Origin of the sequence: Stenotrophomonas sp. 8(2023), from assembly GCF_030345295.1 — a bacterium.
Classification (GTDB): Bacteria; Pseudomonadota; Gammaproteobacteria; order Xanthomonadales; family Xanthomonadaceae; genus Stenotrophomonas; species Stenotrophomonas muris.
In genome coordinates this window covers 125,317-151,469 of record NZ_CP128404.1, presented here as the reverse complement: position 1 = coordinate 151,469, position 26,153 = coordinate 125,317, and the positions used below count along the sequence as shown (strand labels likewise).

General features: G+C 67.0%; 24 protein-coding genes. 6 read left to right on the top strand and 18 right to left on the bottom strand.

From position 1 onward, the window contains the following. Positions 1–12: 12 nt before the first annotated feature. Together QP609_RS00635 and QP609_RS00630 are read left to right on the top strand one after the other, a co-directional pair. Entirely contained in the window at positions 13–990 is a 978-nt protein-coding gene (locus QP609_RS00635; RefSeq protein ID WP_032959352.1) for a uroporphyrinogen-III C-methyltransferase, read from the top strand. Positions 991–996: 6 nt separating this feature from the next. Beyond that, complete coding sequence (locus QP609_RS00630) at positions 997–2,292, top strand: heme biosynthesis HemY N-terminal domain-containing protein (RefSeq protein WP_197621392.1); 1,296 nt, start codon at positions 997–999, stop codon at positions 2,290–2,292. A gap of 226 nt (positions 2,293–2,518) precedes the next feature. Here the strand turns inward: QP609_RS00630 and QP609_RS00625 are convergent, their stop codons facing one another. Further along, the gene (locus QP609_RS00625) at positions 2,519–3,814 is read right to left on the bottom strand and encodes an acetyl-CoA C-acetyltransferase (protein WP_087786464.1); all 1,296 of its coding nucleotides are present in this window, start codon (positions 3,812–3,814) and stop codon (positions 2,519–2,521) included. Between the two features lie 93 nt (positions 3,815–3,907). On the opposite strand from QP609_RS00625, the gene QP609_RS00620 reads away from it, so the two are divergent. Next, positions 3,908–4,795, top strand: coding sequence for a hypothetical protein (locus QP609_RS00620; RefSeq protein ID WP_041862938.1), 888 nt, complete (start codon positions 3,908–3,910; stop codon positions 4,793–4,795). Between the two features lie 295 nt (positions 4,796–5,090). On the opposite strand, the gene QP609_RS00615 is transcribed toward QP609_RS00620, so the two are convergent. The 14 genes from QP609_RS00615 to glnA all read right to left on the bottom strand — a co-directional run bounded on the left by QP609_RS00615 (position 5,091) and on the right by glnA (position 19,752). Then, entirely contained in the window at positions 5,091–5,717 is a 627-nt protein-coding gene (locus tag QP609_RS00615; protein WP_111206061.1) for a superoxide dismutase family protein, read from the bottom strand. A gap of 32 nt (positions 5,718–5,749) precedes the next feature. Then, positions 5,750–6,319: a superoxide dismutase family protein gene (locus QP609_RS00610; protein ID WP_014645498.1), complete on the bottom strand. Its 570-nt coding sequence runs from the start codon at positions 6,317–6,319 to the stop codon at positions 5,750–5,752. 93 nt (positions 6,320–6,412) lie between these two features. Next, on the bottom strand, positions 6,413–7,861 hold the full coding sequence (gene ntrC / locus QP609_RS00605) for a nitrogen regulation protein NR(I) (protein ID WP_014645497.1): 1,449 nt from the start codon (positions 7,859–7,861) through the stop codon (positions 6,413–6,415). Then, positions 7,854–8,915, bottom strand: coding sequence for an ATP-binding protein (locus QP609_RS00600; protein ID WP_032959394.1), 1,062 nt, complete (start codon positions 8,913–8,915; stop codon positions 7,854–7,856). Before QP609_RS00600 ends, ntrC begins: the two co-directional genes overlap by 8 nt. Before the next feature lie 115 nt (positions 8,916–9,030). Continuing rightward, complete coding sequence (locus tag QP609_RS00595; protein ID WP_197621577.1) at positions 9,031–11,076, bottom strand: TonB-dependent receptor; 2,046 nt, start codon at positions 11,074–11,076, stop codon at positions 9,031–9,033. Between the two features lie 103 nt (positions 11,077–11,179). Beyond that, the gene (locus QP609_RS00590) at positions 11,180–11,494 is read right to left on the bottom strand and encodes a hypothetical protein (RefSeq protein ID WP_005411860.1); all 315 of its coding nucleotides are present in this window, start codon (positions 11,492–11,494) and stop codon (positions 11,180–11,182) included. A gap of 108 nt (positions 11,495–11,602) precedes the next feature. Further along, positions 11,603–12,769 (bottom strand): MltA domain-containing protein, encoded by a 1,167-nt coding sequence (locus tag QP609_RS00585; RefSeq protein ID WP_164109089.1) that lies wholly within the window; start codon positions 12,767–12,769, stop codon positions 11,603–11,605. 67 nt (positions 12,770–12,836) lie between these two features. Further along, the gene (locus QP609_RS00580; RefSeq protein ID WP_197621576.1) at positions 12,837–13,583 is read right to left on the bottom strand and encodes an N-acetylmuramoyl-L-alanine amidase; all 747 of its coding nucleotides are present in this window, start codon (positions 13,581–13,583) and stop codon (positions 12,837–12,839) included. A 463-nt stretch (positions 13,584–14,046) separates the two neighbouring features. Then, positions 14,047–14,514 carry a hypothetical protein gene (locus QP609_RS00575; protein ID WP_197621575.1) on the bottom strand — a complete coding sequence of 156 codons (468 nt, stop codon included), beginning with the start codon at positions 14,512–14,514 and terminating at the stop codon, positions 14,047–14,049. Further along, complete coding sequence (locus QP609_RS00570) at positions 14,511–14,888, bottom strand: VENN motif pre-toxin domain-containing protein (RefSeq protein ID WP_197621574.1); 378 nt, start codon at positions 14,886–14,888, stop codon at positions 14,511–14,513. Before QP609_RS00570 ends, QP609_RS00575 begins: the two co-directional genes overlap by 4 nt. A 560-nt stretch (positions 14,889–15,448) precedes the next feature. Next, the gene (locus QP609_RS00565) at positions 15,449–15,955 is read right to left on the bottom strand and encodes a hypothetical protein (protein ID WP_146257712.1); all 507 of its coding nucleotides are present in this window, start codon (positions 15,953–15,955) and stop codon (positions 15,449–15,451) included. A 274-nt stretch (positions 15,956–16,229) separates the two neighbouring features. Further along, positions 16,230–17,660 carry an ammonium transporter gene (amt, locus tag QP609_RS00560; protein WP_014645492.1) on the bottom strand — a complete coding sequence of 477 codons (1,431 nt, stop codon included), beginning with the start codon at positions 17,658–17,660 and terminating at the stop codon, positions 16,230–16,232. 22 nt (positions 17,661–17,682) lie between these two features. Further along, positions 17,683–18,021 (bottom strand): P-II family nitrogen regulator, encoded by a 339-nt coding sequence (locus QP609_RS00555; RefSeq protein WP_004134334.1) that lies wholly within the window; start codon positions 18,019–18,021, stop codon positions 17,683–17,685. A 321-nt stretch (positions 18,022–18,342) separates the two neighbouring features. After that, positions 18,343–19,752 (bottom strand): type I glutamate--ammonia ligase, encoded by a 1,410-nt coding sequence (gene glnA, locus QP609_RS00550; protein WP_014645491.1) that lies wholly within the window; start codon positions 19,750–19,752, stop codon positions 18,343–18,345. A 222-nt stretch (positions 19,753–19,974) separates the two neighbouring features. On the opposite strand from glnA, the gene QP609_RS00545 reads away from it, so the two are divergent. From QP609_RS00545 to QP609_RS00535, 3 genes are all read left to right on the top strand, one after another. Next, on the top strand, positions 19,975–20,769 hold the full coding sequence (locus QP609_RS00545) for an undecaprenyl-diphosphate phosphatase (protein ID WP_014645490.1): 795 nt from the start codon (positions 19,975–19,977) through the stop codon (positions 20,767–20,769). A 73-nt stretch (positions 20,770–20,842) separates the two neighbouring features. Next, positions 20,843–21,670: an META and DUF4377 domain-containing protein gene (locus tag QP609_RS00540; RefSeq protein ID WP_049420290.1), complete on the top strand. Its 828-nt coding sequence runs from the start codon at positions 20,843–20,845 to the stop codon at positions 21,668–21,670. Positions 21,671–21,749: 79 nt separating this feature from the next. Next, positions 21,750–22,283 (top strand): NADPH-dependent FMN reductase, encoded by a 534-nt coding sequence (locus QP609_RS00535; RefSeq protein ID WP_014645488.1) that lies wholly within the window; start codon positions 21,750–21,752, stop codon positions 22,281–22,283. A gap of 101 nt (positions 22,284–22,384) precedes the next feature. On the opposite strand, the gene QP609_RS00530 is transcribed toward QP609_RS00535, so the two are convergent. Genes QP609_RS00530 through QP609_RS00520 form a run of 3 tightly spaced genes read right to left on the bottom strand, consistent with a single transcriptional unit; the run spans position 22,385 to position 26,122 of the window. Beyond that, entirely contained in the window at positions 22,385–22,996 is a 612-nt protein-coding gene (locus tag QP609_RS00530) for a YbhB/YbcL family Raf kinase inhibitor-like protein (protein WP_014645487.1), read from the bottom strand. 10 nt (positions 22,997–23,006) lie between these two features. Continuing rightward, the gene (locus tag QP609_RS00525) at positions 23,007–25,076 is read right to left on the bottom strand and encodes a tetratricopeptide repeat protein (RefSeq protein WP_032961627.1); all 2,070 of its coding nucleotides are present in this window, start codon (positions 25,074–25,076) and stop codon (positions 23,007–23,009) included. A 56-nt stretch (positions 25,077–25,132) separates the two neighbouring features. Further along, positions 25,133–26,122 (bottom strand): alpha/beta fold hydrolase, encoded by a 990-nt coding sequence (locus tag QP609_RS00520; RefSeq protein WP_046427777.1) that lies wholly within the window; start codon positions 26,120–26,122, stop codon positions 25,133–25,135. Positions 26,123–26,153 lie beyond the last annotated feature (31 nt).

The window sequence follows — 26,153 nt, the reverse complement described above, 5'->3', positions numbered from 1 at the left end:
CAAGGAAGCCCGATGAACGACACTCCGCCCGTTTCCCCGCCCCGTCGACCCGTGCGCTGGCTGCTGCCGCTGGCCGGTGTGGTCGTGCTCGGCGTGGGCGGCTATGCCGGCTGGTACGTCTGGCAACAGCAACAGAACGAACAGGCAGCGCAGGCACAGACCACGGCTGTCCAGCTGAAGGGCCTGGAGGCCACGCTGGATGCGCTGCGTCGTGACCAGCGCGCGACCAGCCAGCGCCTGCAGGACGCGGCCGCCACCAACCGCGTGCTGCGCGACGAGATGCTGGGCCTTTCCCAGCGCAGCGCATTGCTGGAAGAGAACCTGGCCAAGCTGGCCGACAGCGCCAACCAGGGCCGCCAGGCGGTACAGCGCGATGAGGCCGAACTGCTGCTGACCCAGGCCGCGCAGCGCCTGAACTACGCCGACGATGTGGAAGGCGCACGCCGGTTGTACGCCCAGGCCGCGACGGCACTGGCCGAACTGCCCGACAGTGATGGCCTGAACCTGCGCCAGGCGCTGGTGCAGGAGCGCGAGGCACTGGATGCGCTCGGCAGCGGCCCCCGCGTGCAGTCGCTGCAGCGCCTGGATGCTGTGGGCAGGGCACTGCAGGGCCTGCCTTCGCAGATCACCGGCACGACCGGCAGCAGCACCGCCAAACCCTGGTGGCAGGCAGCTCTGGCGCCGTTCGTGGACATCACCCCGAGCCGCCAGAACGGCCCGCTGACCGCCGCCGAACAGCGCAATGCCGACGACGCGCTGCAGCTGGAACTGACATTGGCACGTGCGGCAATCGAGCGCGGCGACCGCGCGGGGCGCAATACCGCATTGGACCGCGTGGAGCACTGGGCACAGCGGCGCTGGCCGGATTCACCAGCCCTGCGCGCGCAACGTGCTGAACTGAAGGCCTTGCGCGAACTGCCGCTGCAGGCCAACGACGCTGTCCTTGGCAGCACCCTGCAACAACTGCGCACCCAGACCGACCGGAGGTAAGCCCGCATGAAACCCCTGCAATCCCTGGTCGTGCTGTTGCTGGCCGTGGCCATCGGCGTGGTCGCTGCGCAATGGCTCGGCGCCGAAGACCTGAACCGCTTCGGCGAAGTGACCCTGCGCTACGGCGGCTACGACTACCACAGCAACCTGCCGAAGGTGGCGCTGCTGGCAGTGATCGCGGTGCTGGTGCTATGGCTGCTGTGGAGCCTGATCGCCGCACCGTTCCGCGCCTGGGGCCGCTACCGCCGCAAACAGGGCCGGGTGCGCCTGATCGACGGCCTGCAGGCCTATGAGCACGGCCAGTGGCAGCGTGCCGAGAAACTGCTGGACGGTGCCGCCAAGGATCCGGAAGTGAGCGCGGTGGCGCTGGCCAACGCCGTGCGCAGCGCGCAGGCACGTGCCGACGGCCCGGCTGGCGAGGCGCTGCTGCAGCGCCTGGGCGAAAGTGATGCCACCCTGCAGGCGCTGCTGCGCGCCGAACAGCTGCTGGCGCGCGATCTGCCGGTGGATGCGATCAACGCATTGGACGTAGCGGCGATCCAGCCGCTGCCGCCACGTGGCCTGTGGCTGCGCACCGAGGCACTGGCACAGGCCGGCCGCGCCCACGAGGCGTATGGCCAGCTGGGTGCACTGCGCCAGAGCAAGGTGCTGCCGGCCGAGGCCAGCAGTGAACTGGAAGCACGCCTGGCTGCACAAGCGCTGCTGGAAGCGGCCGACGTCAACGCACTGGCCGCGCAGTGGGAAGCCACGCCGAAGGCACTGCGACCGACTCCGGACGTGGTTGGCGCCTATGCCAGCCGCGCGGTGGCGCTGGACTGGGACGAGCCGGCGCTGCTGGCGCTGGAACAGGCCCTGGACCAGCGCTGGGATGACGAACTGGTGGCGCTGTATGGCCGTCTGCCGGCCGAGCGCCTGGCTACCCGCCAGGCCAACCTCGCACGTTGGCGCAACGTGCATGACGGCTCGGCCGCGTTGCGCCTGGCGCAGGGCCGCGTGGCCCTGGCCCAGCAGCAGTGGGAGGCCGCCGATGCGTTCCTGCACGAGGCCATCGCCGCCGGCGCCGGTGCACCGGCGTGGGAAGCGCTGGGTGAACTGTTCGCCCAGCGTGGCGAACACGCGCTGGCCGCGCAGTGCCTGGCCAATGCGCTGCGCCTGCAGCGCGGCGAGGACAGCGTGGCGCTGGTGCGCGGCGGCGAGACGCCACTGCGTGCCACGGTGGAAGAACAGCCGCTCGCGGTGCAGCCGCCGGTGTATGACGCCAACGAAGAGCGCGACGAATTCGGTAATCCGCGGTTGCCGTGACCGTTGCTGAAGTGGGCCGACCAACGGTCGGCACCCACAGGAGCAAAAAACGCCGCCCAATGGGCGGCGTTTTCATGTGCGGGACCCGTTAGTCGCCAACCCTGGTTGGCGCGTGGCCTTTCCGAGCGATGCCGTTTCACGGCCGACCAAGGTCGGCATCTACCACAGCAGATCCAGCACGCATTTCTGGTAGTCGCCAACCTTGGTTGGCGCGCGGTCGCAGCGATCAGCGTTCGACGATCGCCACCACGCCCATGCCGCCGGCGGTGCAGATCGACACCAGCGCGCGACCACCGCCGCGTTCGGCCAGCTGCTTGGCGGCGGTGGCGATGACGCGGGCGCCGGTGGCGGCGAACGGATGACCGGTGGCCAGCGACGAACCCAGCAGGTTGATCTTGTCCGGGTCGATGCGGCCCAGCGGTGCGTCCAGCCCCAGGCGGTTGCGGCAGTAATCCTCGCTCTCCCACGCACGCAGGGTGCACAGCACCTGCGCGGCGAAGGCTTCGTGGATCTCGTAGATGTCGAAGTCCTGCAGGGTCAGGCCATTACGCTTGAGCATCTCCGGCACCGCGATGGTCGGCGCCATCAGCAGGCCTTCGCCATGCACGAAGTCCACCGCAGAGACATGCGCGTCGCGCAGGTAGGCCTGCGGCTCATGGCCGTGCGCGCGCGCCCACTCTTCGCTGGCCAGCAGTACCGCAGCGGCACCGTCGGTCAGCGGGGTGGAATTGGCGGCGGTCAGCGTGCCGCGGCCGGAGACCTTGTCGAACGCCGGCTTCAGCGTGGCCAGCTTTTCCAGCGAGGTATCCGGGCGCAGGATGTTGTCACGCTCGACGCCACGGAACGGTGCGATCAGGTCGTTGAAGAAGCCACGCTCATAGGCGGCGGCCAGCTTCTTGTGCGAGGACACCGCCCACTCATCCTGCGAGTCGCGCGAGATGTTCCATTCCTTGGCCATGTCCTCGCAGTGGTCGCCCATGCTCTTGCCGGTGCGCGGCTCGGCCACGCCCGGGAACTCGGGCTTGAGCTCGGAGAACTTGAAGCCGGCGGTGAGCGCGCGGATCTTGTCGCCGGTGCTCTTGGCGCGGTTGGCGGCCAGCAGGCGTGCACGCAGCTTCTTGCCGTAGACGATCGGCACGTCGGACGTGGTGTCAGAACCGCCACCGATGCCCGATTCGATCTGGCCCAGCGCGATCTTGTTGGCCACGGTGATGATGCTGTCCAGCGAAGTGCCGCAGGCGCGCTGCAGGGTGATGCCCGGGGTCAGCGGCGACAGGCCGGAGGACAGCGTGGCCTCACGGCCCAGGTTCCAGTCGCTGGAGTGCTTGATCACCGCACCCATCGCCACTTCGCCCAGCTGCTGGCCGTGCAGGCCGAAACGTTCAACCAGCGCGCCCAGCGTACGGACCGACATGCCGAGGTTGCCGACATCCGAATACGCGGTGTTCTGGCGGCAGAACGGAATGCGGACGCCACCGAGGATGGCGACGGGACGAGCGTTGGGCATGGAGATACCTGGCATGGATGAGGGTGTCTGCAACATGGCCTGCACGGCGGAGCAGGCATAATGGAGCCAAGTGTAGCTGCCGCCCTGTGATGGGCCAACCGTGGAACCATGAGCAAACCCGACCCCGCGATGAATGCCCTTGGCGTGCTGGCCCTGGAACTGGCCGGCGGCGAAATCCCCCGCCAGGCGGTGCTCAGCGCTGAACAGGCCGGTGAACTGGCCGAACGCGTCGGCCGTGACCTTTCCAAGCTGGTGCCGCAGGTGGCCGAGCTGGACCTGGTGTTCGCGGCCGCCCATTTCGACCCGGCCGAAGTACTGCGCCCGGGCTGGCCGATCCATCGCCGCCTGGAAGAACTGCAGATGCGTGCCCCGGGCCGCAACCAGGGCCCGCGCCTGCTGGCCTTCGGCACCGATGCCGCAGGCGATGTGCCGCTGCCGTTCCAGGCCGATGCGACCCTGGTGGGGGGCGGCCTGCGCGTGGTGCCGTTCCTGCTGACCGGCAGCGACGTGGCCACCACCAACGCGGTGGCCAATGCGCTGGAAGAAACACTGCTGGCCAACGGCATGGCGCATGCCGACACCGCGTTGATGGCACAGAACAGCTTCGGTGCCCGCATCGAACACGCGCGCTATTTCACCGTGAACGACCTGGCCGCGATGATGTCGATGCAGTACGACAACCAGGGCTTGGCGGCGCTGTGGCCGCTGATCGAGACCGCGATCATGGCGCCGGGCGAAGACGAGTGGCTCAATGCCGCGCCCGAGCCGCTGCTGCGCTATACCCATGGCGAGGCACGCATGGCGCTGTTCGATCCGGCCGGTTGGTGCGCGTACTACAACCACAGCAAGAACGATTGCGACCGCCTGCAGGGCATCTACGAGCAGTTCCTGATGCGCCAGCGGCAGATGGCCGCGGTGCTGGAAGCGCACGGCGTGCCGGTGCTGTTCGTGCACTGCGAGGCCGGGCAGGACGCGCGCGAACTGCTGGCGCGCTGAAGACGGGTAGTGCCGGCCGCTGGCCGGCAACGTCCGGATCTGCGATTGCCGGCCAGCGGCCGGCACTACCGATAAAGAAGAACGCCGGCTTGCGCCGGTGTTTCCCGTTTTCAGCAGAAGTGGCGCAGTGCTGTTCGTGCACTGCGAGGCCGGGCAGGACGCGCGCGAACTGCTGGCGCGCTGAAGACGGGGAGTGCCGGCCGCTGGCCGGCAACGTCCGGATCTGCGATTGCCGGCCAGCGGCCGGCACTACCGATAAAGAAGAACGCCGGCTTGCGCCGGCGTTCCTTGATTCTTACGGGGCCTTCTGGATCACCGCACACGCCAGGCGTGCGCCGGCGTTGCCGGTCGGCTGGGTCTTGTAGTCGTCCGCATCGGCGTGGACGATCAGGCCGCGGCCGATGATGTCGAAGTCATCACCCTTGCCGATGTTGACATTGCTCGACACCGGGCCGTCGATGCTGGCCACGCCCTTGTCGTCGGCCTTGATGTTGGGCATGTCGCCGCCGTGGTGCGGATCGGTGGCGACGTTGCCGTGATCCTGCTTGCCCGGGTTGAAGTGGCCGCCGGCGCTCATGCCGTCCGGCGCGCTGCAGTCGCCCTTCTCGTGGATGTGGAAGCCGTGCTCGCTGCCCGGCTTCAGGCCAGTGATCTGGCCGGTCACGTGGACCTTGCCGTCGACCACCTTGAAGGTGACGCTGCCCTTGGTTTCGTTGCCCTGGGTCGGTGCCAGTTCGGCGGTGGCCGAGGCATCGGCAGCCGGTGCATCCGCCGGGGCTGGCGTTGCGGCCGGTTCGGTGGTGGCGCCCTCGGCCGGGGCGGCCGGCGGGGTTTCCGTCTGCGGAGCGGCCGGCTGCTGGCCGCAGGCCGCCAGGCCCAGCGCGGCGATGGCCGCAAACAGCGAAGTGTGGATCAGACGCATTGGAATCTCTCCCTGGATGTTGCCTGCAGTGATCAGCGGACGACCCGGATCACGCCACAGGCGATGCGGACGCCGGCATTGCCGGCGGGCTGGCTGCGATAGTCGTCGGCGTTGGCATGCACGACCAGTGCACGTCCGGCGATATCGGTGGCGGCGCCTCCGCCAAGGGTAACGCCCTTGAGGTGGATATCGACGTTGGCGCGGCCCTGGGCATCGGCACGCAGGTTGTCCATGTCGCCCAGGTGGTGCTTGCCGGTGCCGGCGCGGCCATGCGCGGCGCCACCGGGGTTGAAGTGGTTGCCGGCGCTGCTGGCATCCACCGCGCTGCAGTCGCCGCGCTCGTGGATGTGGAAGCCGGCCTGCTGCATCGGCTGCAGGCCACCGATCAGGCCGGTGATGTGGATACCGCCGGGCTCCACCATCAGTGCGATGCGGCCACTGACGATGCTGGCCGAGGCCGGAGACAGATTGGCCTCACCCTGCTTCGCTGCGCTGACCACGGTGGGCGGCGGCGGGGTGGGCTCGGCCTTCTTCGGCGCGCTGCCACAGGCAGACAGCAGCACGGCGGCGGACAACGGCAGGATGGCAAAGGACAGACGCATCGAAGACTCCTTGCAGGTGACACTAAGCATTGCATCGTCCATGAACGATCAACGGTTCGGCAAGCGGGCGCGAGGATCGCGTGCAGGGACCGTTCAATGGCCCCCGCGACGGCGCCCGGCGCCCAGCTTGCGGGTAAGGGTATTGCGGCCGAGGCCGAGGCGGGCAGCGGCTTCGGCGCGGCGACCGTGGGTGATCTGCAGCGCTGCCTCCAGCAGGGCATGGTCGACCCGCTCGCGCACCTGCGCGTGCAGCCCTTCCACGCCTTCGGCCAGCTGACGGCGCGCCCATTCGGCCAGCAGCGCTTCCCATTGGCCCGGATCGGCTGCGCTGGCGCTGTTGCGGCGGCCGCGCGCGCGGTTCAGCGCGGTATCGACATCGGCCACGCCGATGGTGTCGGCGGCGGCCAGCGCGGCCATCCGCCAGCACACGTTCTCCAGTTCGCGCACGTTGCCCGGCCAGTCGTGTTCGCGCAGCGCCTGCAGAGCCGCGGCGGTGAGGCGCTTCGGCGGCGTATCCAGCCTGCGTGCGGCGGCGGCCAGGAACGTGCTGGCCAGTTGCGCGATGTCCTCGCGGCGCTCACGCAGCGGCGGCAACTGCAGGCGCACCACGTCCAGGCGATGCAGCAGATCGGCGCGGAACTTGCCCTGCGCGACCAGGCCTTCCAGATCCTGGTGGGTGGCGGCCACCACGCGCACATCGACGCGGATCAGCTCGCGGCCACCGACGCGGAAGAACTCACCCTGCGCCAGCACACGCAGCAGGCGGGTCTGCAGCGGCAACGGCATGTCGCCGATCTCATCCAGGAACAGCGTGCCGCCGTTGGCCTGCTCGAAGCGGCCGACATGACGGCGCTGCGCACCGGTGAAGGCGCCAGCTTCGTGGCCGAACAGCTCGCTCTCCAGCAGTTCGGCCGGGATCGCGGCGGTATTGAGCGCGACGAACGGGCCCTGCGCACGCGGCGATTCGCGGTGCAGCGCATTGGCCACCAGCTCCTTGCCGGTGCCGGTCTCGCCGGTGATCAGCACCGCCAGCGGTGCCTGCGCCAGGCGACCGATGGCGCGGAACAGCGCACGCATCGGCGGGGTATCGCCCACCAGTTGCGGCGGCTGGTCGCCGGGCGTTTCGGCGGCGGGGCTGGGGGCGGCCAGCGCGGGCGCCACGGCCGGCAGCACACGCTGCGCCAGCGCCACGGCATCGTCCAGGTCGAACGGCTTGGACAGGAATTCATGCGCGCCCCCGCGGAACGCACCGGCGGTGCTGGCGACATCGGTATAGGCCGACATCACCACCACCGGCAGCTGCGGCAACGCGGCCTTGAGCTTGTCCAGCAGTACCAGGCCATCGTCGCCGGGCATGCGCACATCGGTGAACAGCAGCGCCGGTGGCGGGCCCGCGCTCAACGCCTGCAGGGCGGGAGCGGCACTGTCGAAATCAACGACCTGGTACCCCGCCTCGCGCAGCGCGGTGCACAGTACGAAGCGCACCGCACGATCATCGTCGACCACCCAGATGCGCTGTGCGGTGGTGGGGGACTCAGACATCGCGCGGGGCCTCCTCGGCAGGAGCGGCGCCGTTGCCGATCGGCAACAGCAGGGTGAACACGGTATGGCCCGGACGCGAGCGGTAGGTGAGCGTGCCGCGATGCTCGCGCGCGACCTGCTGGGCCAGTGCCAGGCCCAGCCCGGTGCCTTCGGCACGGCCACTGACCAGCGGCAGGAACAGGTGTTCGGCCAGCTCCTCGGGCACGCCACGGCCGTCGTCGGCGATTTCCAGGCGCAAGGCCAACGTGTGCAGCTGCTCGGCGATACGCACCCCATGCTCCACGCGGGTGCGCAGGGTGATGCTGCCGGCACCGGCCTGGATCGCGTTGCGCACCAGATTCCACACCGCCTGGGTGAGGCGGTCGGCGTCGCCGTGGAATTCGGGAATGCTGGGGTCGTAGTCGCGCTGCAGGCGTACCGCCCAGCCGGCCTCGTTCTCGGCCAGGCGCAGCACACGTTCCAGCGCGGCATGGATGTTCAGTTCCGCATGCGGCGCGGCCGGGGCCGGCGACAGCAGCTGGTCGAGAAGGCCGTTGAGGCGCTCGATCTCCGAGCCGATCAGTTCGATCAGCTCACGTTCGCTGGCGTCGCGCTGCGCCGCGCGGCGGGCCAGCAGCTGGGCCGCGCCCTTCAGCCCGGCCAGCGGGTTGCGCAGCTCGTGGGCCAGGCCCTTCAGCGCCGCGCTGAGCGCACTGGGCAGCGCCTGGGTTGGGTCCAGCCCGGGGAATTCATCGACCGGATGCGCCTCCAGCAGCCAGCCACCATCGTCGCGGCGGCTCATCCAGCCCTCGGCGAAGCGCGGCGCCTCGCCGGGCACCGCCAGCGCCAGCCGGTTCAGGCGCAGGCTGTCGCGCTCATCGCGGGCCAGGAAATGGGCAAGTGCCTCGCCCTGCACTTCCAGTGCGGCCAATGGCCGACCCAGCAGGCGCCGGACGCTGACGCCCAGCCAGCGGGCGAAGGCCGGATTGCAGCCGGCAATGCAGCCATCGGCCCCGGCCCAGGCCAGCGGCGTGCCCAGGGCATCAAGGGACGGCGGGGGTGCGGGGTCGGACATTGCACCAATGTAGTGCAAAACGCGGGGTTCGGGGTCAGAGCCCTTTCCTGGCGGAAAGGGATCTGACCCCTGCTGCAGGTCGAGCAAGCTCGACCATTGCCAGATGCGTGGCCGGCTACAGCTTCATGTTGAGGCCGACGAACACGCTGCGGCCCGGGGCTGGCGAGAACATCGGGCGGGCGCTGTCCCAGAAGAAGCTGTCGTACCAGGCGTAGGCGTACTCGCGGCCGGTGACGTTCTTCAGTTGCAGGTCCACGCTGAAACGCGGGGTGAGCTGATAGGCAGCACTGAGGTCGAGCACGGCGAAGCCACCGAACTTGCCGGCCACGTTGCGCTCTTCCAGGTAGTAATCGCCCTGTGCACGCGCCTGCAAGCCCAGCCGCAGCGCATCACTGGCGCGGTAGTCCACGCCCAGATTGCTGATGTGGCGCGGGGTGGCGGCCACTTCGCGGCCGTGCAGGGAAATGCCGGCATCGCGGTCGTCGCGGGTGATCTTCGCTTCCTGGTAGGCGTGCGACGCCCATACCGTCCAGTCATCGCCCAGCTGCAGGCTCAACTGCGCATCCACGCCGCGCCGGCGGGTCTTGCCCAGGGTGACCGTGGTGCCGGTGGCAGGCATGTTGGATACCTCGTTTTCCGCGTCCTGCTGCCACACCGCCAGGCGCGCCTGGGCGCCCTGGAACGGCTGGAACTTCAGGCCCAGCTCCATGCCCGTATTGGTGGACGGCTGCATCGGCGCCTGCCCCGGGGTGAGGTAGGCCGGTGCGGTGGACCCGGTCAGCACCTGGAAGGTGCGGCCCCAGTTGGCGTAGACGTGGGTGGTCTGGCCCAGGCTGTGGATGATGCTCAGCTTGGGCTGGCCGATGCTGCCGTAATCCTGCAGCCGGGCGGTGATGCCGTTCATCAGGTGCGTGCTGCCACTGAAGCGATCGATACGATAGGCCGGCACGATCTTCCACGCCTCGGCGGGCTGGTAGATGGCCTGCACGTAGGCGCCCCAGTTGTCGAAGCTGTGGCGGTCGTCGTTCTGCACGCGCGCCGGCGGCTGGCTGTAATCGGTCGGTTCGGCGTAGGCATAGCGCTCGCGGATATAGCCGTTGTCCTGCTGCTCGTAGTTCAGGCCGCCCTCGACAGTAAGCGTGGAGCTGGCCTGCCAGGTCAGCGTGCTGAGCAGGCCAGTCTGGCGTTCATCCCACACGCGGCGCTGGCGCGGCAGGTTGCCGGTGGGCAGGTCGCTGAAGGTCACGCGGCGGTCGTCTTCATAGCGGTTGTAGTAGAGCCGCGTGCCGAAGGTGAGTGCGTCGGACAGCTTCAGGTCGACGTGCGCGGCGATCTGGCGCATGTCGCGGTCATCGCCGTCGTTGCCGTTGCGCAGCTCGCTGCCACGGCGGTGCGTGCGCAGTTCCTCAGCGGTCATGAAGCCCGGTTCGTCGGCTTCATGGTGATAGGCGCGCGCGGTCAGGCCCACGCGCAGCCCTTCGTCCAGCGTGCCGAAGAACCACTTGCCGCCCAGCGAGTACTTCCTGGAGGTGTCGTGGTCGCGATAACCATCGCTGGCCTGGGTGCCGACAAAGTAGTTCTGCGCGAAGCCATTGGCTTCGCGGCCAATCGCCAGCTGCGCATCACGGGTGTTGTAGCTGCCGTAGGCCAGGCGCGCATCGGTGTAGCTGCCGCCCTGGCGCGTACCGAAGTTCACGTTGCCGCCGATGTTGTGCAGGCCATAGCGCGGATCGTTGGTACCACGCACTACTTCGATGTAGCTGATGTCCAGCGGGAACAGCATGTCGATGAAGCGCTGGTTGCCGCTGTTGACGTTGCTGGGGATGCCATCGATCAGCGTCTTGATGGCATTGAGGTAGCCCTCGCCGTTGAAGGCGCGGAAGCTGACCTTGCCCGATTCGGCACCCTGCCGGGTTTCGGTGAGCTGGATGCCGGGCATCTGCCCGAGCAGTTCCCAGCTGTGCGAAACGTTGCGGTTTTCGATCTGGTCTGCACCCAGCACGTCCACCGAGGTCAGCACCTGGTGCGCACTGAGCTGGCCTTCGCCGTGCTGGTGCACCTGCACCTTGCCGAGGGTGAGCGCGGCATCGGCGGACTGTGCGAAAGCTTCAGGGGCGAACGGTGCGGCCGCCAGGGCGGCCACAAGGGTGGGAGTCTTCATGGGAAGGGGCGGTTATGGTGAAATGTAATTATATAACATTTCACATGCCCGCTTTTGCAGCGTCGAGCAAGGCTCGGCGCTACAAGGGCGGGAGCCGGGGGGATTACACCGGGTAGCCGGTGGCTTCCCGTGCCTTCTTCCAGGCGGCTTCGAATTCACGCGCGGAGATCTCGTCGTCCTCGTCGAAATCCAGGAACGACACCGGCTGGTCGGCCAGCAGGAAACGGTCATCGCTGTGGGCGTGCTCGTCGGCCCAGACCATCTTGGTGCCGTAGATTTCCACCTGCCGCACGATCTTGTCGCCGCGCGCTTCCATCAGCACGTTGCCCTTGCCCAGGCCCGATTCGGCCCAGTGCTTGTAGTACTTCTTTGCGGCGGATTTCGCGCCGGGTTTTGCGTTGTGCTTTGCGTAGGTCATTGCAGGGGTCCTGGCCGCAGGCGCGGCCGGAAAGTTCGGAATGGCGCCATTATCAGGCATCCGGGGCCAGAGCCCTTTCCTTTGGAAAGGGATCCGCCCCCTGCTGGTTCAGTTCGGCAGGGGCACGCCCTTCGGCCACAGCATCCAGATGTTGCCCTTCTGCTTCATGTCGCCGGCCAGCTTGCCGGCGGCATCGCCACTGCCCCAGTACAGGTCGGCGCGCACCTCGCCGGCGATGGCGCCGCCGGTGTCCTGCGCAGCCACCGGGCGTACCACGGGCGTGCCATCGGGGCGCGTGGTCGACAGCCACAGCAGGCTGCCCAGCGGCACCACGGTACGGTCCACCGCCACGCTGTAGCCCGCAGTGAGCGGCACGTTCAGTGAACCGCGCGGGCCTTCCGGGCTGTCCGGATTGCGCACGAAGAACACGTAGCTGGGATTGCTGCGCAGCAGTTCCGGCACGCGCGCGGGATTGGCCCGGGCCCAGGCGCGGATCGCGTCCATGGTGACGTCTTCCTTCTTCAGCTGGCCCTGGTCCACCAGCCAACGACCGATGGCACGGTAGGGGTGGCCGTTCTGTTCCGCATAGGCCAGCCGTACCTGCTTGCCATCGGCCAGGCGCACGCGGCCGGACCCCTGGATCTGCAGCAACTGCAGGTCCATCGGATCGGTCAGCCAGGCCAGCACCGGCGCCTTGGCGCCCTTGGCCGCGATGGTGCCGGCGTCGTCATAGGGCTTGAGCACCTTGCCTTCGACGCGCCCGCGCAGGCGCTTGCCCTTCAGTTCCGGGTAGAGGCTGTCCAGCTGCACCACCACCAGATCATCCGGCGTGCCGTAGACCGGCACCGTCGCCTTGTCGGTGCGGGTCAGGCTGCCGGGGTAGATCGGCTCGTAGTAGCCGGTGATCAGTCCGTCGGCCTGATGGCCACCGGCACGCAGCGCATAGGCATCGAGGTCGCGCTGCAGGAACTGGCGGATCGCGGCCGGGTCCTTGTCTGACACCGCTGCGGCGGTGGCGCAGGGCTTGGCCCAGACAGCGTCGTTTTTCAGGCGGGCGCAGCTGCTGCGCCAAGCCACGAAGCCGGCCTGCAGATCGCTGTCCGAGACCGCTGGCAGGGCTTTCCAGCCGACCTTGGCGTAGGTGGCCGCCGGCGGCGACGTCGGCGTGGGCGCTTCGGAACCCGTGCGCGGAGCGGTGGTGGCGCAACCGGCGAGCACGGCCGCTGCCAGCAGGGTCCAGTGCTTGCGCTTGAAGAAGGTGGCGGAATCGATCATGCCGCCATGGTGGCGGGCCGGCCGCTGGGCGGCAACCCAGCGCGGGGCCAAGCGTTCATGCGCGGAGTCACGGCGTCTGCAGCAGCAGCGAGTGCAGGACGCGGGCGTCTTCGGCATCCAGCGTCTTCGGCAGGTCGTCGCGGCCACGGAAACGGCGGTGGAAGGCGGCGACGGTGGCTTCGCGGTTGTCCAGCGGATAGCCGAAGCGGGCCAGGGCATTCCACGCGTCGAAACCTTCCGGTGCCGCGCCGTCGGCCGCGCGCGGCCACACGCCGAAACCGACCTCAGCCAACTGCTGCCATGGGAAGAAGCGGCTCGGATCCTGCTTGCGCGTCGGCGCCAGGTCGGCATGGCCGATCACCTGGCGCGGCGGGATGTTCAGGCGCGTGGTGAGATCGCGCAGCAGCACGATCAGCGATTCGATCTGTGCCGCACTGAACGGGCTGCGGCCATCGTTGTCGAGCTCGATACCGATCGAAGCCGAATTGAGATCGGTGATGGTGCCCCAGCGCCCGGCGCCGGCGTGCCAGGCACGGCGCTCATCAGCCACCAGCTGGTAACGATGGCCATCGGCGCCGATCAGGTAGTGCGCACTGACCGGCCCACCGCTGTTGGCCGTGCGCAACGTATGCAGGCTCTGCTGCACCGATTTCTGCTCGGTGTGGTGGATGACGATGATGACCGGGGTGCGCGCGTTCTGGTTGGGTGATGGGACCCAGGTGGCGAGCGGGTTGTGCTGCACAGGCGCGGTGGCGGTGCAGGCCGAAAGGGCCAGGGCCAGCAGTGTGGAAGCCAGAAGGCGGGGGCTGATCATGGACGAATTGTAACCATGACTGCAGCCGTGGTTCTTCGCTTCGTCCGGATCGCTGGAGAACTGGGGAGCTGTCATGCAAAAAACTCAATAACGCCCCCACCTCATGCCCAAATCTCAAACTCCAATTCGAATAGCCAAGCGCCCAAGTTCCTCATCACCTACCTTCAATCCTCGAAACGGACCCAGCCATGCCGCCGAATCGATTCCAACACCGTGGACACGTGAACCCAGGGAACAACCGTCATAACAACTTGAACAAAATGATTCATCAACGGCCCCTCAGATCCCGCCAGTGGCCGATCTGGTCAATCCCTCCGCGCCCGCATTGCGAAGAAATCTACCTTGGCGCGTCACCACTGCTTCGACCGGTGACATACAGACTGGCAACACCGTCAAGCCGAGCAACTTCATCGAGGCGGCCGTTTAACCCCAACTTCCATTGAACAAGCAACCGCCCAGAACCCTATGCCCTCACCTTCCTAACCGACTCCACCCACTCAGCCCAGACAGAGGAATCATCAAGACAACCGGAATCACCTAGAGGCGACATAAGGCGAACAACAACTTCGAACAGCGGAAGATCCTCACCAGATCGATCAAGAATCGACTCAAGGAATACCATCATTAACGAGAACGCATCCAGCAACGCCAAGTACTCGCCCGACGAATTAATTTGTGCGCTACAAAATTCAGAATTAAGAGCACTCCCCACGGTGACAACCTCTGCAAATGCATCACACCAGTCATCCCACATTGCCGGATCGTTGGGCAAGCCATTCGCCCATAGAAATGACCCTCCCGAAGATAACAGATCAACAAGAGTGTCCTGCCCCTCCCCCCTCTCCATATACTTCTGAAGGAACACGCACATCAATACATATGCAGCCTGAACGGAAATTCTTCCAGCATCTTTCACATCACTAGCACTCATTTCGTGACCTTCCTTTGCTCCGACAGCCCGCCCGCCAGTGCGCCAACTGCCTGCGACAACGCCAGCACCATCTCTTTCTGCTCCGGGCTCAGCTTGGAGGGGTCTCCGCCGGTCAATGTATTAGTCAGTACCTTCGCGGCCAACTCGCCGCCGGCCGCGGACACCGCTCCGGTTCCCGCACTGCCACCATCGGCTTCCGCCAGCAGCGCACCCAACACCGCATGCGACAGCAGTTGCAGAGTCGCATTGGGGTCGCTGCCGTGGTTCGGGTCAAGCGTGCTGCCGATGAAGTGAGCGGCATAGGGCGCCAGTGCATTGGACGCGGCCTGGCCAGCGCCCTGTCCCGCCACACCGCCCACCAGCGCCGTCGTCACTGCGTTCAGTGCACGGTTGTACTCATCGATGCCCTCTACTTCCCCGCGCCGCTGTATGCCTGGCTATTTGCCGCCACCGTGCTGCGCACAGGCACCCGATTCCATCGCCCTCAGTCACAAGGCCGTGTTGACCTTCATCATTCGTCCAATCCGCGGCCAGATCAACATGTAGAAGGCACCCACGGCCAACCCGATGAAAAGCATGATGCCAGCGCGCCTGGGAGCCCACCCAAACCAAAAGGAAGGACTGGTCCAGACCTTTATCCAAGCGCCAGGAGAGAAGGCACCCTCGAACGCGAGCCACGCCAACAAGGCACAGATTGGTGCAGCTACAACATAACGAGCTTTGAACCGCGGAAGAAACTTGTCCACAAGCATAACCCCGGGCACACCGAAGATGAGGCCCGACACAGCGGCTATGGCGCAAACCAGCGATGTGAAAATTGCAGCCTGCGAAATGCTGCCTATCCGAGAACTCAGCGGAATGCCTATGAATAGAGCCGCTCCAAGCACGGAGCTGGCAATCACAGACACAATCTTTGCCCCCAACTCACGCTCACTCACTGGCAGATCTCCACCATCTTTCCATCAGAGCCCCGGTAGCTCATGCATTTCTGCCTTGAGGGAAAAGTACTCCAAGGCCACCGCAACTTGCCAACTTCGCCACCAGTATCGCGCGTATTGGAACTCCACACTTGGCCCACCAATTCGAGTTGAACATTGGACGCGAACCCGTACCCCAGCCTCTGGTTGAGACTGAGAATCCACCGAATCCATCCGGAAGCACCTGTCGGATCACAAAGCCCGGATCCAATGCATGTGCTCCAGGCACCATGATGTTGATCAGACTGCTGGTGCTCGGATCGACGATCGATGCTGGAAAGCCCCAGCTCCGGAGGCAGGCCGTAGGAGAGTCGCCACAGACCGGAGGAAAGGCAGCGACAGGTGAGCTCCACAGCGAAGCTCCAGTGTTCTCGATCTCCTGCGCCGGCCACACTACGCACCAGCGCATGCGGACTGTAGTCGTCCAGGGTCAGCAGGTAGACATACCATTCGATGTCTTCCATCACTGCTGCGGAAGTCGCCTGAATCACGCCTACTCCGTTCTGTAGTCCATCGAGGTCGTTGGAGGCGTGTACACGCCCACCTGCAGACAGCCATTGGAGCAGGAACGGTAGAGCCACGCCATGCGTGGATGGGCTACCCGCTGTGCCGACCAACGGTCGGCACCCACCAGAGCAGACCCAGACCCCGTGCCAAGCAAGCTTGGCACCTACCAGAACAAGGACAGTGGAAGTGCCGACCAACGGTCGGCACCCACCACGTCAGTGCGCCGCCACGTCAGGCCTCGTAGGCGGACTCGCCGTGCGAAGTCACATCCAGGCCGGTGCGTTCGGCCTCTTCGGTCACCCGCAGGCCGACCACGACCTTGACCACCAGCAGGATGACCGCGGTCATCACCGCCGACCACACCACGGTCAGGCCGACGCTGACCACCTGCACCCAGACCTGATGGGCGATATCCAGATCGGCCTTTGTGCCGCCCAGCGACTGCGCACTGAACACGCCGGTGAGGATCGCGCCGACGATGCCGCCGACACCATGCACACCGAACACGTCGGCGGTGTCGTCCACCTTCAGCAGGCGCTTCAGGCCGGTCACGCCCCACACGCAGACCACGCCGGCGACAAAACCGATCACGATCGCGCCAAGCGGCCCGACGGTGCCACAGGCCGGGGTGATGCCGACCAGACCGGCCACCGCACCCGACGCAGCGCCCAGCGCCGAAGGCTTGCCCTTGCCGATCGCCTCCACCAGGGTCCAGCCAAGCACGGCAGCGGCGGTGGCCAGCACGGTGTTGAGGAAGGCCAGCGAGGCCACGGTGTCGGCCGCTGCTGCCGAGCCGGCGTTGAAGCCGAACCAGCCCACCCACAGCAGCATCGCGCCGATGTAGGTAAACGGCACATTGTGCGGCTTCAGCGCGGTCTGGCCATAGCCCAGGCGCTTACCGACGAACCACGCGCCGACCAGGCCGGCGACGCCCGCGTTGATGTGGACCACGGTACCGCCGGCGAAGTCGATGGCACCCAGCTCACCCAGGTAGCCGCCACCCCAGACGATATGTGCCATCGGGATGTAGCTGAGGGTGAACCACAGCGCCGAGAACAGCAGCACCGCGCGGAACTTGATGCGCTCGGCGAAGGCACCGACGATCAGCGCGGTGGTGATGCCGGCAAAGGTCGACTGGAACGCGACGAACAGATAGTCCGGCAGGCCCTTGATCGGCGTGTTGCCCACCGACTCCGGGGTGAAGCCCTTGAGGAAGGCGAATTCGGTGAACGAGCCGAAGAACGGATTGCCGGCGCTGAACACCGCGCTGTAGCCATAGGCCACCCACAGCAGCAGCACCAGCGAGAACACCACCAGGATCTGGCTGAGCACCGACAGCACATTCTTCGAACGCACCAGGCCGCCGTAGAACAGGGCCAGGCCCGGTACCACCATCAACAGCACCAGCAGGGTCGAGGTGAGCATCCAGGCGACGTCGCCACGATCATAGGCGGCGGCCGCTTCGGCCACGGCCGGCGCCGCGGCGGTGGCGGCCGCATCGTGCAGCGGCTCGACCGCCACGCTTTCGCTCGGCAACGGCGATACCTGGGCCTGGGCATGGGCGCTGCCCGGCCAGGCACCGGCGGCCAGTGCGCTGAGCAGCATCAACAGGCACACCAGATGGAACCGGGCTTGCCACCCGGTGAGAAGGCGCATCTTCATGGGGGGAATCTCCGGAAGGGGGTTACAGCGCGTCGGCACCGATTTCGCCGGTGCGGATGCGGATGACCTGTTCGACGGCGGTGACGAAAATCTTGCCGTCACCGATCTTGCCGGTGCCTGCCGACGACTGGATCGCTTCGATCACCGCGTCGGCACGCTCGTCGGTGACCACCGTTTCGATCTTGATCTTGGGCAGGAAATCGACGACGTACTCGGCGCCGCGATACAGCTCGGTGTGGCCCTTCTGGCGACCGAAACCTTTCACTTCGGTCACGGTGATGCCCGACACGCCTGCATCGGACAGGGCCTCGCGGACCTCGTCGAGCTTGAACGGTCGGATGATGGCGGAGATCAGTTTCATGCGCATGTCCCGAGGGTGGATGGGGCCAGCGCGCCAGCGCGCGTTGGCATCAGGCAACCACGGGTCATCAGGATGATGACCGTGGCTGTTGCACCGGACACGTACAGGGCCGGGACGGCCGTGCCTCTCTCCTTGCACGACCGACGCGGGAGGGAGGGCGGCCCTGGTCGCGTATCCGGTCTCTCTCTTGCCCCTGGATAGGGATCAGCGTCCATTCGTAAACGAATGGGATCCGACCCCGATCTGACCGCGGCTCCCCAGCCGCGAAAACGGAAGCGATGGCGGCGGGTGGGAGGGGGAACCCACCGCCATCGCATCCGGTCAGCTGGCGTAGTACAGCTGGTATTCCAGCGGGTGGGTGGCCGCGCGGAACTTGGTCACTTCCTGCATCTTCAGCGCGATGTAGCCGTCGATGAAGTCATCGCTCATCACGCCGCCGGCCTTCAGGAACTCGCGGTCCTTGTCCAGCGCTTCCAGCGCCTGGTCCAGCGAGGAGCAGACCTGCGGGATCAGCTTCTCTTCCTCCGGCGGCAGGTCGTACAGGTCCTTGTCGCTCGGTGCACCCGGGTCGATCTGGTTCTTGATGCCGTCCAGGCCGGCCATCATCAGTGCGGTGAAGGTCAGGTAGCCGGACTGGATCGGGTCCGGGAAGCGCATTTCGATGCGGCGCGCCTTCGGGTTGGACACCCACGGAATGCGGCACGAGGCCGAACGGTTGCGGGCCGAGTAGGCCAGCATCACCGGCGCCTCGAAGCCCGGCACCAGGCGCTTGTAGCTGTTGGTGCCCGAGTTGGCGAAGGCATTGATGGCCTTGGCGTGCTTGAAGATGCCGCCGATGTACCACAGCGCCAGCTGGCTCAGGCCACCGTAGCCGTCACCGGAGAACAGGTTGGTGCCGCCCTTGGACAGCGACTGGTGCACGTGCATGCCGCTGCCGTTGTCGCCCACGATCGGCTTGGGCATGAAGGTGACGGTCTTGCCGTTGCGGTGCGCGACGTTCTTGATCACGTACTTCATGCGCAGCAGTTCATCGGCCTTCTGCACCAGGGTGCTGAACTTGGTGCCGATCTCGCACTGGCCGGCGGTGGCCACTTCGTGGTGCTGCACTTCCACTTCGATGCCGACCTGTTCCAGGGTCTTGCACATCTCGGCGCGCAGGTCGTGCAGGGTGTCGGTCGGCGGCACGGGGAAGTAGCCGCCCTTCACGCCCGGACGGTAGCCGCTGTTGGCGCCGTCGTACTTGGCGCCGCTGTTCCAGGCGGCTTCTTCGGAATCGACCTTGAAGAAGGTGTTGCCCATTTCATTGGCGAAACGGACCGAGTCGAAGATGAAGAACTCCGGCTCCGGGCCGAAGAACGCGGTTTCGGCGATGCCGGAGGACTTCAGGTAGGCCTCGGCGCGCTTGGCGATGCCGCGCGGGCAGCGGCCGTACGGCTGCATGGTGGCCGGATCGAGGATGTCGCAGCTGATCACGATGGTCGGATCTGCGTAGAACGGGTCGACGTAGGCGCTGGTGGTGTCGGGCAGCAGGACCATGTCCGATTCGTTGATGCCCTTCCAGCCGGCGATCGAGCTGCCGTCGAACATCTTGCCTTCTTCGAACAGCGACGGTTCGACAATGCTGACCGGGAAGGTGACGTGCTGCTCGACGCCACGCATATCCACGAAACGCAGATCGACGAACTCGATCTGGTTGTCCTTGATCAGCTTCTCAACGTTTTCCACGGACATCGGTACGACCTCGGATGGGGATGAATGCCTGCTGAGGTACAGCAACGACCGTGCCAACTTTTCGCTGGCCGCAAGTCATTGATTTCAAAAAGGGCGCTCCGTGGCGGTGCAGAACGGTGCGCACCAAACGGGTGCACCCGCCACCAGACGCACCCGTTTGGTGCGGCAGGGATCGTCTATCCTCTCGACCTTCTTCCTTCCGCCGCGCGTCACGCACCGTCCATGTCCGACCTGCTCTCCGCCCTGCTGCTGGGCATCCTCGAAGGCTTGACCGAATTCCTGCCGATCTCCAGCACCGGCCACCTGCTCATCGCCCAGCACTGGCTGGGTGCCCGCTCGGACTTCTTCAACATCGTCATCCAGGCCGGCGCGATCGTGGCCGTGGTGCTGGTGTTCCGCCAGCGCCTGCTGCAGCTGGCCACCGGCTTCAACCAGCGCGAGAACCGTGAGTACGTGTTCAAGCTGGGCGCCGCCTTCCTGGTCACCGCCGTGGTCGGCCTGGTGGTGCGCAAGGCCGGCTGGTCGCTGCCGGAGACGGTCAGCCCGGTGGCCTGGGCATTGATCATCGGTGGTGTCTGGATGCTGCTGGTGGAGGCCTACACCGCGCGCCTGCCCGACCGCGACCAGGTGACCTGGACGGTGGCGATCGGCGTGGGCCTGGCACAGGTCGTGGCCGGCGTGTTCCCCGGCACCTCGCGCTCGGCCTCGGCGATCTTCCTGGCCATGCTGCTGGGCCTGAGCCGCCGCGCCGCCGCCGCCGAGTTCGTGTTCCTGGTCGGCATTCCCACCATGTTCGCCGCCAGCGCCTACACCTTCCTGGAAATGGCCAAGGCCGGGCAGCTGGGCAGTGAGGACTGGGCCGACGTGGGCGTGGCCTTCCTTGCCGCGGCCATCACCGGCTTCGTCGTAGTGAAGTGGCTGATGGGCTACATCAAGTCGCACAGGTTCACCGCCTTCGCGATCTACCGTATCGCGCTGGGCGCGGCGCTGCTGCTGTGGTTGCCCTCCGGCAGCTGAACAGCGCCGGGGTACGGTAACCCCGTTGCCGGCCCCACCCCGTTTCCCCCACGGTTCCCCAAGGAGAATCACCATGAACCGCAAGCTCACCCTGCTCCTCCCGCTGGCCCTGATGGCCGCCTGCAGCCAGACCCCGGCCCCGGCCGGCACCGGCGGCGACGACGTGGCCCCGGCCGCGGCCAAGGCAGCAGACCAGCAGACGCTGGCGCACCTGGATGCGCAGCGCCTGCAGAGCCAGCACTGGCTGCTGCAGCAGGCCACCGGCGCCGACGGCAAGCGCATCGACGCGCTGTTCGCCCGCGAAGACAAGCCGGTCACCCTGGACTTCGCAGATGGCCGACTGTCGGTCAGCAACACCTGCAACCGCATGGGCGGCGGCTACACCCTGGCCGACGGCAAGCTGACGGTCAGCGCGATGGCCTCGACCATGATGGCCTGCACCGACAAGGCGCTGATGGCGCTGGACGAAGCCGTGTCGAGCCGCCTGCAGGGCGAGCTGAAGGCCGAGCAGGATGCCGATGGCAAGCTGACGCTGACCAACGCCAAGGGCGACGTGCTGGTGTTCAACCCGGAGCCGACCGCTGAAACCCGCTACGGCGGCGCCGGCGAAACCGTGTTCCTGGAAGTGGCCGCCAAGACGCAGAAGTGCTCGCACCCGCTGATCCCGGACTACCAGTGCCTGCAGGTGCGCGAAGTGAAGTTCGACGACAAGGGCCTGAAGCAGGGTGAGCCGGGCAAGTTCGAGAACTTCTACGGCACCATCGAGGGCTACACCCACGAAGACGGCGTGCGCAACGTGGTGCGCGTGAAGCGCTACGAAGTGAAGAACCCGCCGGCCGATGCGCCGTCGCAGGCGTACGTGCTGGACATGGTGGTCGAGTCGGCCATCGAGAAGAAGTAAATAAACAGAAGGGCGGCCACGAGGTCGCCCTTCCACGTTCTGTAGCGTCGACGCAGCCCCACGTGCCAGCCTTGCCACGATGAAGATTCTCGCCATATCCGGCAGCGCGCGCCGGCAGTCGACCAACACCGCTCTGCTGGTGGCCCTGAAAGCCATCGCGCCGCCCGGCATGGAGATCGAGGTCTACGCCGGGGTCGGCGAACTTCCGGTGTTCTCCCCCGATCTGGAAGGCACCGATGAACCCTGCAGCGTGACGCGCTTCAAGGCTGCCATCGCCCGCAGCGACGGTGTGCTGGTGTGCAGCCCTGAATACGTGCGTGGCATTCCCGGCGGATTGAAGAATGCGATCGACTGGCTCGTATCCGGCGACCAGATCGTCGGTCGGCCCATTGCGTTAGTGCATGCGTCCCATCGTGGCGAGGACATGCTGCAGGCACTTCGCGCGGTGCTGTCCACGGTCAGTGCCGCGTTCAGTACAACGCTGTTCCTGCGTGTACCGGTGCTGGGCCTGGAACCGGAGGAGATCTTCGAGGTGCTTCAGTCGGAAGTGCATCGCGCCGAAGCGGATGCGTTCCTGGCAGGGTTTGCTGTTTACTGCAGGTCCATTGCGTAGCAGAAGCAGCCGAGCATGGGCTCGGCTCTACAAGGCAAAGTCGAGCATGGCTCGACTCTGCAGAAAGCAAAGCCGGGCATGCCCCGGCCCTACAAGGGCTCTCAGCCCAGCGCCGGGTTCAAGGTGTAGGTGCCGTGCAGTGCCGCTTCGGCGAGCACGTGGCCGTGCATGGCGCGGTAGGCGTCGGCGGCGGTGAAGCGTGCCGGCAGCTGCAGCGATGCCACGTCCAGTGCGAACACGCGGAAGAAGTAGTGGTGCAGGCGTTCGTCGTTGAACGGCGGGTACGGGCCGTCATAGCCCAGGTAGTCACCGGCCATGTCCGGATTGCCTGCGAACCAGCCGGTGAAGTCGTTCAGGCCCTGGCGGCTGCCGGCCGGGCCGGCCGGTTCGGACTTGCCCTTCACCACGAAGCCGTCGCTGCAGCTGCCTGCGGCGATCTCGCGCACCGAGGCCGGAATGTCGGCCATTACCCAATGCACGAAATCACAGCGCGGCTGGTCGCGCGGCACGCTCATGTCGGTGCGGCCGACCGTCTCCGGCACGGTCGGCACGTCCGGATCGACACACACCAGCAGGAACGAACGGGTGCCCTCCGGCACATCGCTCCAGGCCAGGTGCGGATTGCGGTCCGGTGCGAAGCCCGCGGCATCGCCGGCGGCGAATTCGCGGTCGATCGGTGCACCGTTGGTCAGGCTGTGGCTGCTCAGTTGCATCGGCGTGTCCTCACTCTTCCGGGTAACCCAGGCGCACCGCGATCGGGGTGAGCTTGGCGAAGGCGGCGCTCATCACGTCGCGGTAGTTGCGCCAGTGGCCCGGCGGGAAGCGCGGCGCACCCAGTTGCGCGGCTGGCGGCATCGGCCGCTCGAACAGGCGGCCCAGCAGTTCGGCCATCGCCTGCGGATCGTTGCCGATCTGGTCGATGCGCAGCAGCACCTGCGGGTACAGATCGTCCTCGTGCAGGGCGGCGACCTGGGCCAGCGCGCGCGCCAGCCATTCGCTGGCTTCGGCCAGCGAGGTCATTGCCAGCGGTGCGGCGGCACCGTAGGCCACCCAGTCCAGCAGCATGTCGCGCGGATCGCGCAGCACCACCAGCAGGCGGCCCTGCGGCAGCTGCGGGCGCAGCGCCCACAGCAGCGCGTTGTCCCACCACAGCAGCCAGTCGATGATCGCGTCGTCCTGCACGCCGCGCGACGGCAGCTGTTCGCGCCAGCGCTGCACCAGCCGCTCCGGGGTCAGCACGCCCGAGGCAAGGTCCTGCAGCGTGTGGTAGTTCTGGAACGCGTCGTCGGGTGCGTTGGAGGTATAGCGGTCGCTGCGCAGCACCGGGCTGGCGGCGGCCAGGCCGGTCGCCACGCGCTCCACGCCCGAACCCGGCGCGCCCCACAGGAAGATCGGCGCGGAAGTGGCATCACCGTCGATCTCGCCCTTGTCCGGCCAGCTCGGCGGCGCCTTGGCCTGCGGCGGCAGCGGCAGGCGCTGCGGTGCCTGGTCGGCCTGCAGTGCCAGCCAGGTCTGCAGCGCGTCTTCGTGCTGCCCGGCGCGATCCTGGATCTCACCCAGCCAGGTGCGCAGGTCGGCGCGGTGGCCTTCCGGTGCCATGTCGATCAGCGCCTGCACGCGGGCGACCGCGGCGGCCGGATCGCGCTGCAGCAGGCCTTCGACCAGGCGGGTTTCGCCGCTGACGCGGCCCGGTTCGAGGTTGACGATGCGCTCGGCGATCGCTTCGGCCTGGGCGTGTTCGCCCACCATGTCGTGCAGGCGCAGGCGCGCTTCCAGCGCCGGCAGGTGGCCCGGCATCGCGTCCATCCAGCGCTCGACCGTGGCGGCGGCGGTGGCACTGCCGACCTCTTCCACCGCCAGGCGTGCCAGCCACAGGTCGTGCAGCTGCGGGTGCTGCTCCAGGGCGGCATCCAGGCGTGCGCGGGCCTCGTCTTCGCGGCCCAGGCGCTGCCAGGACATCAGCAGCAACTGCAGTACGTCGCGGTCGTCAGGCAGCGATTCCAGCAACGGCAGCAGGTGCTCCAGCGCCTGCAGCGGCTGGCCGCTGCGCAGTGCCAGTTCGCCGGCCAGGCGGCGCATCGATGGCGTATCCAGGCCCTGCTGCTGCAGCGCGATCTGCATCGCTTCGGCGGCAGCGTCCAGGTTGCCCTGGCGCATGGCCAGCTGCACCACCAGGCCATGCAGCGAGGCGATGGTCGGGTTCAGTTCCAGCACGCGGCGGAACGCCTGCTCGGCGAAGGCCAGCATGTTCTTGCCCAGGTAGGCGAAGCCCAGTGCGTAGAGCACGCGAATGTCGTTGGGCTGGGCCTGGTTGGCGGCCGACAGCAGCGTCAGCGCGCGATCGGCATCATCGCGGCGCAGCGCGATCATGCCGTCGATGGTCAGCAGTTCCGGGTGGTCCGGTTCGACACGCGAGGCCAGGGTGGACAGGCGCTGCGCTTCATCGAAATCGTTGCGGCCGATCGCCAGGTGGGCCTGCATCAGGTAGGCAGCGAAGGCGTTCGGGTCCAGCCCGGTGGTGCGCGTCAGTGCTTCGCCAGCGCCGTCGAACTGGCGCAGGGCCAGCAGCAGGCCGGCGTGCTGCAGGTGCAGCTGGGCATTGTCCGGGGCCAGCTGCAGCGCCTGCTGCAGGGCCTCCATCGCGTCCTCGGCCTTGCCCTGCTGCTGCAGCGCAAGCGCCAGCCAGCGGTGGGCCTCGGCCTGGCCGGGTTCATCACGGGTCCACGCCTGGGCCAGCTGCACGGCCTGGTCGGCCTCGTTCTGGCGCAACGCTTGGATGATCTGGTCTTGCATGGCGGTCCGGTTCAAGGGCAAACCCGCATTGTAGCGGCCTGCGCGCCCGTGCCGGTTCAGCCTTGCAGCACGCGCTGCAGGCGCTGCGCCACCCAGCGCTCGGAGAAGCCGTCACCGCGCCAGTTTTCCAGGAAGCCACAGTGGCCGCCCCAGCAGGCGGTTTCCAGGTGCGCGTTGCGCGGCAGCTGCCAGTCGCTGAAGGTCGCGTACGGGATCACCGGGTCGTCCTGTGCCATCAGGATGTCGGCCGGCACCTGCAGCGAGGACAGGCGATCGCCGGCAATCGAGTAGCCGTCGAAATAGGCCTGCAACGAGCCGAAACTGGTGTGGCGCTCGACCAGCCAGGCGGTCAACGCGCGGATGTCCAGCTTCAGCACGCGGTCGTCGCAGTCGCTCAGTTCGGGGAACAGGTCGCGCTTGCGCCGCAACGAACCGGCCCACTTGCGCCGGAAGTACCAGTCGTACATTGCCGGGCCGTTCTCGATGCTCTCCATGGTCAGCGCCGGGTCCAGCACCGGGCATACCGAGGCGACGCGCAGCAGCGGCACGCCGGCCGCCGGCGCACGCAGGGCCAGGCGCAGCACGAAGTTGCCGCCCAGCGAGTAGCCGGCGGCCACCAGCGGCAGCTGCGGCCAGCGCTGGGCGATATCGCCTGCGGCATGCACCACTTCGTCGATCAGGTTGGAGTGGAAGATGCCGGGGTTGAGGTGATGGGTATTGCCGTGGTCGCGGAAATTCAGCCGCACCACGTCGAAGCCCTGTTCGAGCATGCGCGCGGCCGCCATGCGCATGTAGCTGGATTCGGCACTGCCTTCCCAGCCATGCAGCAGCAGGGCCATGCCCTTGGGTTCGCGGCCTTCGACATGGCTGTGCCAGCCCTGCAGGCGCACGCCGTCGCCGCCGTCGAGGATCAGTTCTTCGCTGATCGCGCCGGTCGCGGCCAGCAGCAGCAGGCCGCGCTGCAGGCGCATGCGGCTGGAGCTGAGCATCGACTGCAGGTGCGGATTGCGCAGCCAGCGCGGTGGCTGGTAGTCAGCCGCGTGCAGCGTCGGCGTGCCGGCGTCCAGGACGGGTGGC

Coding starts and splice junctions, on each gene's coding strand:
- QP609_RS00635 (WP_032959352.1), top strand. CDS start 13: ATGAACGACACTCCGCCCGTTTCCCCGCCCCGTCGACCCGTGCGCTGG.
- QP609_RS00630 (WP_197621392.1), top strand. CDS start 997: ATGAAACCCCTGCAATCCCTGGTCGTGCTGTTGCTGGCCGTGGCCATC.
- QP609_RS00625 (WP_087786464.1), bottom strand. CDS start 3,814: ATGCCAGGTATCTCCATGCCCAACGCTCGTCCCGTCGCCATCCTCGGT.
- QP609_RS00620 (WP_041862938.1), top strand. CDS start 3,908: ATGAGCAAACCCGACCCCGCGATGAATGCCCTTGGCGTGCTGGCCCTG.
- QP609_RS00615 (WP_111206061.1), bottom strand. CDS start 5,717: ATGCGTCTGATCCACACTTCGCTGTTTGCGGCCATCGCCGCGCTGGGC.
- QP609_RS00610 (WP_014645498.1), bottom strand. CDS start 6,319: ATGCGTCTGTCCTTTGCCATCCTGCCGTTGTCCGCCGCCGTGCTGCTG.
- ntrC (WP_014645497.1), bottom strand. CDS start 7,861: ATGTCTGAGTCCCCCACCACCGCACAGCGCATCTGGGTGGTCGACGAT.
- QP609_RS00600 (WP_032959394.1), bottom strand. CDS start 8,915: ATGTCCGACCCCGCACCCCCGCCGTCCCTTGATGCCCTGGGCACGCCG.
- QP609_RS00595 (WP_197621577.1), bottom strand. CDS start 11,076: ATGAAGACTCCCACCCTTGTGGCCGCCCTGGCGGCCGCACCGTTCGCC.
- QP609_RS00590 (WP_005411860.1), bottom strand. CDS start 11,494: ATGACCTACGCAAAGCACAACGCAAAACCCGGCGCGAAATCCGCCGCA.
- QP609_RS00585 (WP_164109089.1), bottom strand. CDS start 12,769: ATGATCGATTCCGCCACCTTCTTCAAGCGCAAGCACTGGACCCTGCTG.
- QP609_RS00580 (WP_197621576.1), bottom strand. CDS start 13,583: ATGATCAGCCCCCGCCTTCTGGCTTCCACACTGCTGGCCCTGGCCCTT.
- QP609_RS00575 (WP_197621575.1), bottom strand. CDS start 14,514: ATGAGTGCTAGTGATGTGAAAGATGCTGGAAGAATTTCCGTTCAGGCT.
- QP609_RS00565 (WP_146257712.1), bottom strand. CDS start 15,955: ATGGAAGACATCGAATGGTATGTCTACCTGCTGACCCTGGACGACTAC.
- amt (WP_014645492.1), bottom strand. CDS start 17,660: ATGAAGATGCGCCTTCTCACCGGGTGGCAAGCCCGGTTCCATCTGGTG.
- QP609_RS00555 (WP_004134334.1), bottom strand. CDS start 18,021: ATGAAACTGATCTCCGCCATCATCCGACCGTTCAAGCTCGACGAGGTC.
- glnA (WP_014645491.1), bottom strand. CDS start 19,752: ATGTCCGTGGAAAACGTTGAGAAGCTGATCAAGGACAACCAGATCGAG.
- QP609_RS00545 (WP_014645490.1), top strand. CDS start 19,975: ATGTCCGACCTGCTCTCCGCCCTGCTGCTGGGCATCCTCGAAGGCTTG.
- QP609_RS00540 (WP_049420290.1), top strand. CDS start 20,843: ATGAACCGCAAGCTCACCCTGCTCCTCCCGCTGGCCCTGATGGCCGCC.
- QP609_RS00535 (WP_014645488.1), top strand. CDS start 21,750: ATGAAGATTCTCGCCATATCCGGCAGCGCGCGCCGGCAGTCGACCAAC.
- QP609_RS00530 (WP_014645487.1), bottom strand. CDS start 22,996: ATGCAACTGAGCAGCCACAGCCTGACCAACGGTGCACCGATCGACCGC.
- QP609_RS00525 (WP_032961627.1), bottom strand. CDS start 25,076: ATGCAAGACCAGATCATCCAAGCGTTGCGCCAGAACGAGGCCGACCAG.